Source organism: Streptomyces sp. JL2001, from assembly GCF_050917515.1.
In the GTDB taxonomy this organism is placed as follows: domain Bacteria; phylum Actinomycetota; class Actinomycetes; order Streptomycetales; family Streptomycetaceae; genus Streptomyces.
Genome location: NZ_CP169421.1, coordinates 685,748 through 698,302, shown reverse-complemented (window position 1 = coordinate 698,302; position 12,555 = coordinate 685,748). Strand labels below are relative to the sequence as shown.

Annotated in this window: 9 protein-coding genes; 3 read left to right on the top strand and 6 right to left on the bottom strand. The window is 72.6% G+C overall.

The genetic code is table 11. The features are described from left to right. Positions 1-134: 134 nt before the first annotated feature. Together ACE1OA_RS03165 and ACE1OA_RS03160 are read right to left on the bottom strand one after the other, a co-directional pair. Positions 135-668, bottom strand: coding sequence for a rhodanese-like domain-containing protein (locus tag ACE1OA_RS03165; RefSeq protein WP_432752212.1), 534 nt, complete (start codon positions 666-668; stop codon positions 135-137). Positions 669-862: 194 nt separating this feature from the next. Continuing rightward, the gene (locus tag ACE1OA_RS03160; RefSeq protein WP_384875001.1) at positions 863-1,738 is read right to left on the bottom strand and encodes a DUF1684 domain-containing protein; all 876 of its coding nucleotides are present in this window, start codon (positions 1,736-1,738) and stop codon (positions 863-865) included. 580 nt (positions 1,739-2,318) lie between these two features. Between ACE1OA_RS03160 and ACE1OA_RS03155 the strand changes: the two genes are divergently transcribed. Both ACE1OA_RS03155 and ACE1OA_RS03150 read left to right on the top strand, forming a co-directional pair. Continuing rightward, entirely contained in the window at positions 2,319-3,467 is a 1,149-nt protein-coding gene (locus ACE1OA_RS03155) for a tetratricopeptide repeat protein (protein WP_386542246.1), read from the top strand. Continuing rightward, positions 3,464-4,594, top strand: coding sequence for a polyprenyl synthetase family protein (locus tag ACE1OA_RS03150; protein WP_384874995.1), 1,131 nt, complete (start codon positions 3,464-3,466; stop codon positions 4,592-4,594). Before ACE1OA_RS03155 ends, ACE1OA_RS03150 begins: the two co-directional genes overlap by 4 nt. A 97-nt stretch (positions 4,595-4,691) precedes the next feature. On the opposite strand, the gene ACE1OA_RS03145 is transcribed toward ACE1OA_RS03150, so the two are convergent. Beyond that, entirely contained in the window at positions 4,692-6,023 is a 1,332-nt protein-coding gene (locus tag ACE1OA_RS03145; protein WP_432752211.1) for a DUF2254 domain-containing protein, read from the bottom strand. A gap of 262 nt (positions 6,024-6,285) precedes the next feature. Here ACE1OA_RS03145 and ACE1OA_RS03140 point away from each other — a divergent pair, with 262 nt between their 5' ends. Then, entirely contained in the window at positions 6,286-8,112 is a 1,827-nt protein-coding gene (locus ACE1OA_RS03140) for a glycoside hydrolase family 15 protein (RefSeq protein ID WP_432752210.1), read from the top strand. Between the two features lie 43 nt (positions 8,113-8,155). On the opposite strand, the gene ACE1OA_RS03135 is transcribed toward ACE1OA_RS03140, so the two are convergent. From ACE1OA_RS03135 to ACE1OA_RS03125, 3 genes are read right to left on the bottom strand one after another with little or no spacing between them, the layout of a single operon-like run. After that, positions 8,156-9,931 (bottom strand): cation:proton antiporter, encoded by a 1,776-nt coding sequence (locus ACE1OA_RS03135; protein ID WP_432752209.1) that lies wholly within the window; start codon positions 9,929-9,931, stop codon positions 8,156-8,158. A 60-nt stretch (positions 9,932-9,991) separates the two neighbouring features. After that, on the bottom strand, positions 9,992-11,047 hold the full coding sequence (locus ACE1OA_RS03130) for a cytochrome d ubiquinol oxidase subunit II (RefSeq protein ID WP_432752208.1): 1,056 nt from the start codon (positions 11,045-11,047) through the stop codon (positions 9,992-9,994). Continuing rightward, positions 11,047-12,513 (bottom strand): cytochrome ubiquinol oxidase subunit I, encoded by a 1,467-nt coding sequence (locus tag ACE1OA_RS03125; RefSeq protein WP_356605232.1) that lies wholly within the window; start codon positions 12,511-12,513, stop codon positions 11,047-11,049. Before ACE1OA_RS03125 ends, ACE1OA_RS03130 begins: the two co-directional genes overlap by 1 nt. Between the last annotated feature and the right edge of the window lie 42 nt (positions 12,514-12,555).

Below are 12,555 nucleotides of genomic sequence, written 5' to 3'. Positions count from 1 at the left end.
GTACGGCCTGCGAGCCGGGTCCCGGATCGCACGGGAGCACGCGGAGGACACAGAACAGGTCCGGGGTGGACCGACACCCCGGACCTGCTGGACCGCGTTCATGGGAGAGACCCCCGGAGGGGTCCGTGCGGTGCTCAGCCGCGCCGGTTGAAGGGAAGCCGACCGAGCACCACGGCCATGCCGCAGGTGTCGGTGAGCGCCGAGAACACCAGACCTCCGGCGATCCCCGCCGACAGCGCCTGGAACGCCGGATGCACGAGCAGGCCGAGAGCCAGACCGAGCAGCACGAGGGCGCCGGCGGTGAAGCGCACCTGGCGCTCCATCCCCCAGACGGCGCGCACCGGGCCGGGCGGGTGCTCGAGCGGGTGGCCGGCGGCGGCCCAGGCCCGGGTGCCGCCGGTGAGGCGCGCGGCGGTGATCCCGTGGGAGGCGAGGACCGCGACACCCTTCTCGGAGCGGGCGCCGCCGGCGCACACCAGGAGCAGTGGTCCTCGCTCGGCGGCGTCCCGCAGGTCGGAGAGATGGTCCTCGATGCGGTCCAGGGGGACGTTGACGGCGCCCGGCAGGCGACCGGAGGCGAACTCGCCGGGGGCACGGACGTCGACCACGTGCAGGTCGGGCAGTCGCGACCGTGCTTCGTCGACACTCGGGGTGCTGGAGATACTCATGGGGACCTGCCCTCGGCGGAGACGGGGAGCGGCCCCGGCCGCGTCATCAGCGGCAGGGCCGTTCCGGGGAGGCTAAGTCCGCAGAGCCGCTCTGCCTCGTGCCGGACGGTAATCGCCACGGGGTGGCCATGGCGCCGTCACGCCGTGGCAACAATCCGGGCCGGCGGCTTCCGCGGCCCTGACCGGGACGGGGCTCAGTCGACCGGGCCGCGCTCCCGGGGGATCCGCTCTCCGGCCTCGATCGCGACGGGCAGCCGGTTCTCGGCCGGCGGCAGCGGGCAGGTCGCGAAGTCGGTGTAGGCGCACGGCAGGTTGGTGGCGCGGTTGAAGTCGAGCACGACCGTGCCGTCGGGCCCGGGCGCTGCCACCGTGAGCTGGCGGTTGGCCGCGTACGTGGTGACGCCGGAGGTCTCGTCGGTGAACAGCACCGTGAGGCTGCCCGGCGTGCGCCCGTTGAACGCGGTGAGGCTCAGCTCGCGCCCCCGGAGCCGGAAGACGACACGGCCCGGAGCGTCGTACACGTGCCGAAGTCCCTCGACGGAGGCGCCGACCGTGGTCGGCCGCGGCTCGTCGAAGGCTTCGTAGCGGCCCGTGACGACCCAGCGGGGATCGGGCGCGTAGGCCGGCGTCTCGGTGAACTCGACGCGCAGCGGGTGGTCGGGGTGGCGGGGCCGGACCACGTCGTGACCGCCGCGCTTGGCGACCTCGATCACGGTGTCCTGCCAGACGGCGTCGACGCCGCCGCGCTCCGGAATGATGCCGAAGAGGTGCCGCCCTCGCACCACCGCGCCCTCGACGACGAGTTCGGTCCCCTCGTCGAGCTCCACGGTGACGCCCTCGGGCCCCGTCGACCAGCTCCCCGGGGCGCCGGGGACCTTCTGCGGCTCGGCGGAGAGCCAGTGCAGGCCGGTGATCGCGAGAAAGCCGTGCTCGGCGGCGAGCCGGGCGTCCTTGTCCCGGTGCCATTCCTCCCACTCCGCGGCGAAGCGCGCCGGATCGGGTGCGCCGGTGCGCCCGTCGATGTCGCCGTCGACGGTCTCGCGGGCCTCGGGGATGTCACGGACGCTCATGCGTCTCCTCCTGCTGCTGTGGATGGTGTGCTCTGGGCGGCCTGTCCGCCGCGGTGGGCCGGAGTCCCGAAGACAGGGGACCGGCACGCACGGCAGGAGGGACGGACCATGGGGCAGGACGAGGCCGTCGGGGAGGCGCCCAGGAGCCCTGCGGGCTGAGCGCGTCGGTGTCCGGACGCCGGGTCGAGGCCTCGGTGTCAGCCGGAACAGGCCATGGTCGTGACGTGCACGTAGTCCACGTGTCGACGCATCACGAGCAGGCTCATGGGTTCAGGAAAGCACAACTTCCGTACAGCGCACCAGTGATCCCTCCATCACCCGGACCGATCACCGCGCGGTGCCCCGCCGGGGAACCGTCGCCGCACGGGCTCGCCCCGCCGTCCGCGGGGATCGCCATGACGTGCCGACCGCGGCCCCGCGTACGTCTCGCTGAGGAGCCTCGGACGGCCGGGTAGCACTTGAGGAGGACCCTCGCGCCCGTAGCCAGACGGACATTGCGGCCGAGGAGGAACCCCCGCCCGCTGTGCACGTCTTGACCCTCGCGCCGGCTTGATCGTCGAGTCGGCATGAGGAGGTTCTGATGGCAGGTCAGGTGAGTGAGAGGCCGGCGAAGGCGTCGGCGCCGGAGTACCAAGGGGCTCTGGGGTCACTGTCGGTGAACGCCTCCCTGCCCGAGGTGCTCGCCCGGGGCGTGCGGGAGCTCCGGGCGGCGGAGCGGTCCGGCGATCTTCGGGAGGCGGCGCGCTGCGGTCTGGCCGTGGCGGAGGCGTGTCGCAGGCTCGGGCGGATCGGGGAGGCCGACCGGGCGTGGAAGGCGAGCTACCGGGCGGCGCGTTCGGCGGGCCACGAAGGGGCGATGGCCTGGGCCCTGTGGAGCGGCGGCACGCTGGCCCGGCAGCGCGGTGCGCTCAGGCTGGCGTACCGGTTGCTGAACCTGGCGGCCGAGGCGGGCGAGCGGGGCGGGGACGTCGTCGTGCGGGGCTACTCGCTGGCGGGACTCGCCGAGACCGGGCGTATCCAGGGCGATTACGAGGCCGTGGGGAGGCTGCACGAGCAGCTGCTGGCCGAGGCCCGCCGTCGGGGCGAGGCCCGGCACACGGTGTGGGCGCTGGAGGGCATCGCGCAGATGCACCGCAACACCGGCCGCTACGACGACGCCCTGGCCCTCTTCGAGGAGGCGGCCGAGACGGCGTCGCGCGCCGAGGACCGGCGCGGGTGGGCGTGGGCGCTCCGGGGCATCGCCGACGTCGTATCGGTACGCGACGGGGACGCGGAGCGCGCCCTGTCCCTGCTGTCGCGGGCGGAGGAGGCGTGCCGGGAGATATCGCTGTCCAGCGCGCTCGCCTACAACCACAAGATGCGCGGCAACGTGCTCTACCGGGCGGGTCGGTACGAGCAGGCTCGTGAGCTGTACGCGCTGGCGCTGGAGGAGTTCCGTGAGATGGACGAGCCGCGCGGGACGGCGCTGTCGCGGCTGGGCCTGGTCAAGGCCGGTGCCCGGCTGGGCCGCGACGCCGGGAACACCGCCGCGGAGCTGACCGAACTGCGCTCCACACTGGACCGCATCGGGCTGCGGCACGCCCGGGACATGGTGGACAAGGCCGCGGCCGAGCTGGGGGTCGGGCCGCTGCCGGATCACGCCGGGGACGGTGCGGGGGTGGCCGGGCCGATCCTGCCGGCGGTCGGGGCGGAGGCCCTGCGGACGGCGGACCCGGAGGGGCTGCGATGACCGCCCTCCCGACGTCCGCCTCACCCGTCCGCCCGCCCGCCGGCCTCCCCGGCTCCGCGGCCGCCGCGACCTCGGCGCCCACCTCTCGTGGTCACGACGCCACGGCGACCGACGTCCTGAAGCGATGCCGGGAACTGGTCCGGCCCGCACTGGTGGAGGCGGTGGGCCGGCTGCATCCCTGGACGGGGGAGATGGCGGCGTACGCGCTTGGCTGGGCCGACACGGCCGGGACCCCGGACCCCGGCGGCTCCGAGGGCAAGGGCGTCCGGCAGGCGCTCGCCGTGCTCGGGGCCGAGGCCGCCGGGGCGGACGGCGCCGACGCCGTGCCGGGCGCCGTGGCCGTCGAACTCGTGCACACCTTCTCCCTGCTCCACGACGACATCATGGACGCCGACGCCCTGCGCCGGCAGCGCCCGGCCGTGTGGAAGGCGTACGGGACGGGCCCGGCCGTCCTGGCCGGCGACGCACTCTTCGCCCAGGCCGTGGCGAGCCTGGCCGAGGCACCGGGCCCCCACGCGGCCGCCGCGGTCCGATGCCTCTGCCGGACGCTGAACACCCTGGTGTCCGGCCAGGCGGAGGACCTGCGCTTCGAGGACCGGCCCTGGTCAGGCCCCGGTGCGGTCGTGCCGGAGGGGTACCGGTCGATGGCCGGGCACAAGACGGGCGCGCTGCTGGGTGGCGCGATCGCGCTCGGCGCGGTCCTCGGCGGCGCCCCGGACCGGACCGTGACCGCGCTCGAACGCGCCGGACGCCATCTCGGCCTCGCCTTCCAGGCGGTGGACGACATCCTCGGCATCTGGGGCGACCCGGCGGTGACCGGCAAACCCGTCCACGCCGACCTGCGCCGGGGCAAGAAGACCTACCCGGTCCTCGCCGCACTGGCAGGCGGCGGCAGGGCCGCGCGGGAACTCGCGGCGCGGCTCGACTCCGCCCGGCGGATCGACGGCGAGACCGCCGCACAGGTGGCGGCCCTCGTGGAGGAGGCCGGCGGCCGGACCGCGACCCGCGAGGAAGCCCGCCGGGAGCTGGACACCGCTCGCCGCGCACTGCGGGACGCGCCGCTGACGCACACCGCCGCACAGGAACTGGACGCGCTGTTCACCCACCTGCTCGACCGCACCCGGTGACCCGCGCCGCACCCCCCGCGGCCGGCCGGTGACCCGCCGGGCACGGCCGCGGGCCGCCCGCGCGGCGGACCCGTGGTGTCCGCGGAGCGGGGCGCGCTCACGACGGTGCGCCCTCCTCCGGCGGCCGGTCCGACGGAGGCGCGGCAGGGGGAGGGGAGGAGTACTGCCCGCCGATGCCCTGGTGGTCGGCCCGCTCCGCGATGGCCAGGCGGGCCGGGTCGGTGAACGCCCGCTCGGCCGACTCCTGCAGGAGGAGCAACTGCGTGCGCACGGCGGAGTGCTGCGCCGGCGGCAGGGCGTCGAGCAGGCCTTCGAGCATGGCCCGGAGTCTCCGGCAGATCTGCACGGACGAACTTCCGTAGTCGCGGATCTCGCAGACCGCGAGCTGGAGGTAGCTGTCCCAGTCCCGGCCCGGAAGCACGACCCGGGGGTTCCCGCCCGGATCGGCCAGGACGTGGCGTCCGGGGAGCCGTGTGGTGCCGACCGTGTGCAGGAAGGACTCGATGTAGTTGATGACCTGCACCGCGGTCGTGGGGTCGTTCACCGCGGGGGAGAGGGCCCTGATCGCGATGTCGACGAGGATCCTCAGCGCGAAGGCGGGATCCTGTTCGATCGTGCGCTCGGCCCCGAGGGCGACGAAACCGGTCACCCGCTCCGGCGCGGGGCCGGGGGTGCCCCCGCGCACCTCCACCAGTACGGTGCCGGGCGGTACGAAGTCCCCGATCAGCCGGGTCACGACGAAGACGCAGTCGTGGCGCGCCGCCTCGGCGACCAGGCCGGGCACGTCGAACGCCTGGATGGCGCCACCGCGCACGGCACGCACGTGCGTCACCGGACCGTCGGACGGCACCGCCCCGTCCCCACGGGGCGCGGCGCCCCGGATCGCCCTGGCGCCCTCGGTGAAGACCGTCTCCCCCAGGCGCGTGACCAACTCCGCGATGGCCACCGGCCGGAGGCTGTGGGTGAACCGGTTGAGGTAGATGAGCAGGAGCACCAGACTGACCGCCACCGCCGCGCCGGCCAGGGTGACCCCCAGGTCGGGGACCGACGCGGACTCGACGCTGCGGAGCAGGGAGAAGGCGAACGCGAAGGTCCCCGTGAAGGTCGCGAGAACCGCCTTCTGCAGCCGGTCCCGATACCACAGGCGCATGTACCGGGGGGAGAGGGTGTTCGTGGCCTGCTGCACCACCAGTACGCCGATGGTGACGACGAACCCGAGCAGCGCCACCATCGCGCCCACGATGGCGGCCAGCACGCCGCTCGCCGTCGTGGCGGAGTAGTGCCAGCCGCTCGGCGGCCAGTCGGCACTGTCCGCGGCGAGGGCGAGCTCGGCGAGCAGGGCGCCGAGGAGGAGACCGAGCATCGGCACGATCCACAGGCTGGACTTGGCGTACTGCCGCAACCTGAACCGGGCCGCCCAGGACGTCATGACACCACGCCCCCTTCACGGGAGGAGTCAGGTGCCCTCGGGGCACGACGAGACGGGGGGCGACCTCTCGGGGACCGCCTCCACCTCACGGTAGGGCGATTCCCGGACCTGCGCAGCGGCAGTACCGCCCGCTGCCGTGCCGCTCCCTCGCCAGGACGGACCGACGTCGTCCGCCTAAGCTGATCGCGTGCCGTCCGGTCCACCCCGCCCGCGGAGTGCAGGTGCCCCGGGTGTCGTCGACCGGGGCTGAAAGGGGCCCACGATGGACGACTATCCCCTGATCGAGAACCACGGTCTGATCGGTGACCTGCAGACCGCGGCTCTCGTGACGACCGATGCGACGATCGACTGGTTCTGCTGCCCCCGGTTCGACTCACCCAGCGTCTTCGGCTCTCTGCTCGACCGCCGCAAGGGGGGCCACTTCACCGTGCGGCCGGTCGCGGACACGTACACGACCAAACAGCTCTACCACCCGGACACGGCCGTTCTGGTGACGCGCTTCATGACGGAGGCCGGGGCCGGCGAGGTTGTCGACTTCATGCCGGTGACCGGAACCACCGCGACGGCCCGGCACCGCATCGTCCGCATGCTCCGCTGCGTACGCGGCAGCATGACGTTCGAAGGGGAGATCGCTCCGCGCTTCGACTACGGCCGTAAGCCGCACGAACTGCACCTGACGGAGCACGGGGCCCTGTTCACCTCGGAAGACCTGGATCTCGCCGTCCACTCCGTCCGCGAGCCCCAGGACGAGCACCTGCTGAGCATCCTCCCGGGCGACAGGGACGACCTGCGCTTCTCCCTGAGCCTTCGGGCGGGACAGCAGCGCGGGCTGGTCATGGAATCCGCCCCCGACGGGCCTCCGCACGAGGTCCGCCTGGAGGAGTTCGAGCGGCTCTTCCACACGACGGTCAGCTTCTGGCGTTCCTGGCTGGGGCAGTCCACCTACTCCGGCCGCTGGCGCGAGGCGGTGGAACGCTCCGCCGTGACGCTGAAGCTCATGACCTACGCGCCGACCGGCGCCCTGGTCGCCGCCCCCACGGCCGGGCTGCCCGAGCAACTGGGGGGAGAGCGCAACTGGGACTACCGGTTCACCTGGATCCGCGACGCCTCGTTCTCGGTGTACGCCCTGCTGGGCCTGGGTTTCACGGAAGAGGCGTCCGCGTTCATCAACTGGCTGCACGAACGGGTGAAGCAGGACGCCGGCCAGAGGGACGGCTCCGGACCGCTGAACATCATGTACCGGGTCGACGGCTCCGCCGACCTGGTCGAGGAGACCCTGGACCACTGGGAGGGGTACCGCGGCTCCGCACCGGTCCGCATCGGCAACGGCGCGGCGAACCAGCTCCAGCTGGACATCTACGGAGAGGCGCTCGACAGCATCTACTTCGCGCACGAGCACGGCATGCATCTCGACCACGGGGGCTGGAAGGCGCTGCACACCCTGCTCGACTGGCTGGTCGATCACTGGGACCAGCCCGGCGAGGGCCTCTGGGAGACACGCGGCGGCCGCAAGGACTTCACCTACGGCCGTGTGATGTCCTGGGTGGCGTTCGACCGCGCACTGCGGATCGCCTCCGACGACGGCCGGCCGGCGGCCGGCGGGCGCTGGGTGGACGCGCGCGACGAGATCTACGCCCAGGTGTACGACCGGGGATGGGACCCCGGAAAGCGGGCCTTCGTGCAGCACTACGGTGACGATGTGCTCGACTCGGCGCTGCTGCGCATGCCGACGGTCGGCTTCATCACGCCGGGTGATCCGATGTGGAAGTCGACCCTGGACGCGATGGAGCGTGAGCTGGTCAGCGACAGTCTCGTCTACCGGTACAACCCCGAGGCGTCGCCCGACGGGCTGCGCGGCTCCGAGGGGACCTTCTCCCTCTGCACCTTCATGTACGTCGACGCCCTGGCCCGGGCCGGACGCACGAACATGGCCAGGCTGGTCCTGGAGAAGATGCTCACCTACGCCAACCACCTGGGCCTGTACTCGGAGGAGATCGACCTGACGGGACGCCAGCTGGGCAACTTCCCGCAGGCTTTCACCCACCTGGCCCTGATCGACGCGGCGATCACCCTCGACTCGATGCTGTAGGGCGCGCGGCGGCGGCGCCCGCCCGGGACCGCCGCCGCGCGCCTCACCGAGGCGTGGTGGTGGGTGCCGGTCCGAGGAGGACGACGGTGTCACCGGCCCGCGGCACGGTCTCCTGCCTCTCCGTGACGGGATCCAGCCGGTGGTCCGCCCGCACCACGAACAGGGTGTCGTACTCCGGCGGCAGCGGGGCGGTGGCCGGCTGCACCGTGAACCGGGCTCCCCGCCCGTAGCGCTCCGCGAGGACGTGCCGGACCAGCGAGCGGCCGAAGAGGATGTCGCCGCCGGTGTACGGAGCCACCACGCCGTGGCTGTCGTGCGGCGGCCCCACCCGGTAGACCGGCCCTTCGACGTTGTCCTGCATCACGATCGACGCGAGCGCGTTGAAGTCGTCGTCGTCGGTGGCCAGGAAGACGGCCGTCACACCCTCCAGACGCGCCCCGGGGTTGATGGCCGTCGCCAGCAGGTCGCCCTTGGCCAGTTCGAGGCCCGTTTCCTTGATCCTCTCCCGCTCCTCGTCGAGTCCCGCCCACATCAGCACGTCGAGGCCGGCGGACCGCAGGGCCCGTCCCAGGTCGACCACCCACGGATCGCCGCCCACCAGGAGGACGCGCCGGCCCTCCTCCTTGACCACGCCGAGGCGCCTCGCCATCGGCGCCGCCGTCAGCGAGTACAGCAGGACGGTGCCCACGATCACCAGGAAGGTGGCCGGGAGGATCTTCGCCGCCCCGGCCACCCCCCGCTCGGCCAGGCCGGCGGAGAAGGCCGACGCCGTCGCCGCCGCGACGATGCCGCGTGGGTCCATCCACCCGACGAAGGCGCGCTCCCCCCGTGTGAGGTCCGTGTGCGCCGCGGCGCCGAAGGCCACGAGCGGGCGGACCACCAGGACGAGGATCGCGATCAGGCCGAGCGCGGGAAGGAGCACCGGCACGAGGGACGCCGGGGTGACGGTGGAGGAGATGGAGATGAACAGCAGTCCGATGATCAGCTGGACCAGGGTCTCGAAGAAGGGCCGGCGCGAGGGCATGTCGAAGCCGCGGATGTTGGCCACGGCCAGTCCCGCCACGATCGCGGCGATGAGCCCCGTGTCGTCCCGCAGCACGTCGCAGCCCGCCGATACGCCGATCACGATGGCGAGTTGCGCCAGCGTGCCCAGGGTCTCGCCGAGTCGCAGGGTGCGCAGGGTGAACCACAGCAGCGCCGTTCCCACCACCCCGCCCGCCAGCCCGAAGGCGAGACTGATGGCGAACTGGCCCAGCTGGTAGCCCCGGCCGATGTCGACCTGGTGCGACGAGGCGACCGCGTGGAACGTGAGGGCCCCCAGGATGGCGCCGATCGGATCGGTCAGCGTCCCCTCCCAGATCAGGATGCGCCGCACCTTGTCGCTCGGCCGCACGAAGTCGAGGATCGGCCCCACGACCGTGGGCCCCGAGACGACGAGGATCATCCCGAGCATCGCGGCCACCCGCAGGGGCATGCCGAACATCGCCGGGGCCACCGTCCCGGTGACGAGGAAGGTGAGCAGCACGCCGTACACGAGCAGCCTGCCCACGATCCCCCGCGTGTGATGGGCGAGCTTGCGCAGGTCGAGTCCCAGACCGGCGTCGTAGAGGATCACCGCGACCGACAGCGACACCAGGTTCGAGAAGTCCGGCCCCAGCAGCTTGTCCGGGTGGACGATGTCCGTCACGGCGCCCGCGGCGAACCCGACGGGAAGCAGGATGATCAGGGCGGGGACGCGCAGTTTGCTCGCCAGGATCTGCGAGCCGGTGGCGAGCACCACCGTCAGGGCGAGTCCGAGAAGGATCTCGTCGTCGGTCACAGCGGCTTCCTCCCTCGGGGGCCGGGCGCGTACGGGATCGGACTGGGCACGTGCGGGCGATCAGCCGTCGCGTACCGTTCCGTCGCCGGCGGTGCCGCCTCCTCTGCGCAGTTCGGCGTCGGTGAGCTCCGCCAGCTCGCCGCGGGCGTCCAGCCAGTAGAGGAGGACCACGGCCGGCACGACGACCACCAGGGCCACCAGGGTGACGATCGACAGCCACGTCAGCGTGGAGGGCGCGCCCGCGGCGTCGGCCACGGTCAGCGAGGTGGGGAGCAGGTAGGGCCGTTGGGCCATGCCCCAGGCGACGACGGCGGACGCGACGACTCCGACCGCCGTGACGCGTACCCATGTTCCCGGTGTCCGCAGCAGCAGCCAGGCGGTCGCGAGGGCGGCCGCTCCGGCCACGATGACGAAGAGCAGCCCCAGGCCGTGGGTGAGTCCGTGCCAGACGTGGGGGGAGTCCTCGTGGGTGACGAACCCGGTGACGACCGCGAGGACGGTGAGCACGGCGAGACTGCCCAGGGCCCGCCGCCTGAAGTAGCCGACCAGATCGGGCGCGTCGAACCTGCGGGCGTCCCCGGTGAGGAACACCGCCCCGAGGAAGGCCGTGGTCGCGATGGCGACCAGCCCGAACACGAGCGAGGTCGGGCCGGTCCAGACGTCCGCCGAGGCCTCCGTGCCGGGCGCCACGCGTTCCGAGGCGACCCCGCCGACGGCGGCGCCGAGGAAGAACGGCGTGACGACCGAGGCCACGGCGAACACGGCACCGTACAGCCGTCGGCCGGCGAGCCGCCGGGAGGGTTTGCGCAGGGCGAAACCGGCGCCCCGCAGGACCATGCCGACGACGGCCAGGGCGAGCGGGAGCCACATCGCGGAGAACACGGTCTGGAACAGGACCGGGAAGCCGGTCCACATGATGACGAGGACGAAGATCAGCCAGACGTTGTTCACCTCCCAGACGGGAGCCATGGCGTGGTCGACGAGCCATCGCGGACGCCGGCCGCGTTCCGTCCCGCCGGCCGTCAGGTCCCAGAATCCGGCCCCGTAGTCCGTGCCACCCGCGCAGGCGTACGCGGTCACGGCCAGGAGCAGCACCACGGCGATGAGGTCGGCCATCACGGGCGGTCACCCCCGCGGCCGGCGGCGGGCACGTCACCCGCGGACAGGGAGGCGCGCGGCCCGTAGGGGATGTCGTCCTCCGGGGTGCGGTCCGTCTCCGCCGCGGCCTGCTGTTCGTCGGCGAGCCGCCAACGCGTGCGCATCTTCAGCAGGATGACGACGAACGAGCCGAAGAGGAACACGTACACCACCATCACCACGCCGAGCATGATCCACAGGCTGGTGGAGCGGGTCGACGTCACGGCCTCGGCGACCCGCATGTTCTGGTAGACGATCCAGGGCTGGCGCCCCACCTCGGTGGCGATCCAGCCGCACTCGACGGCCACCACGGAGGCGACCCCGGCACAGGCCGCGGAGCGGTAGAACCACGGCGAGGCGGGCAGCCGGCGGTGCCGCAGCCAGACGAACCCGTACCAGAGGGCGAGCAGCACCAGCACGGACCCGATGACGACCATGAGGTCGAAGGCCCAGTGGGCGATGGTCGCCTGCGTCGCGTTGGGGCGCTCGTCCGCGGGGACGGAGGTCAGTCCCACCACCTCGGTGTTCGGACTGAAGCCGGCCAGCACCGAGTCGAGCAGGGGGATCTTGATGCCGCCGGAGACGGTCCCGTCCTCGTTCAGTCGCCCGAAGAGGTACTCCGGCACGCGGGTGTCGGTCTTCCAGACGATCTCCAGCGCGGCGAACTTCACCGGCTGCTTGTGGAACACCGACCGGGCGATGGAGTCGCCGAGGACGAACTGCACCGGTGCGGCGACGGCGGCGATGGTGAACGGAACGGCGAAGCCGAGCCGGTGGTAGTGGTCCCGGCGGCCGCGCAGCCAGCCCATGGCGTAGACACCGGACACCATGAAACCCGCGGTGAGGATCATCGCCACGACGAAGTGCCAGTACTGCGGCCCGAACATGGGCGTGAAGATCGCCTTCCAGACGTTCACGTCGACCGGGTTGCCCTCCGAGTCGAGCGAGAAGCCCTGGGGGGTGTTCATCCAGGAATTGGCGGCCAGGATGCCGAACGCCCCGAGCAGCGCGACGAACGGCAGGGGCAGCCCGAGGAGGAAGTGCGTCCGCGGCTTCAGCCGCCGCCATCCGTACAGGTAGATGGCGATGAGCACGGCCTCCAGGAAGAAGGCCCATGCCTCGACGCCGAATCCGACGCCGAAGACATCACCCCACCGCCCCATCAGGCCCGGCCACAACAGGCCGAACTCGAACGACAGCACCGTGCCGGTGACGATGCCGAGGGCGAACTGCACCGCCATGACGGCCGACCAGCGCCGCGCCAGGAGCAGTGCCGTGGCGTCCTTGCGGCGCAGCCCGCGGTAGTGCATGACCAGGGTGATCAGGGGAAAGGCCACGCCGAGGGGCACGAGGATGATGTGGGAGGCCAGGGTGAAGGCCATGAGTTCCCGCGCCGGCAGGAGCTGGGCCGGGGCATCCGCCAGCAGGTGGAGCGAGGTGGACATGCAAGCCTTCGCTGTTCGTGGACGTGACGGGCCGGGAGAAGG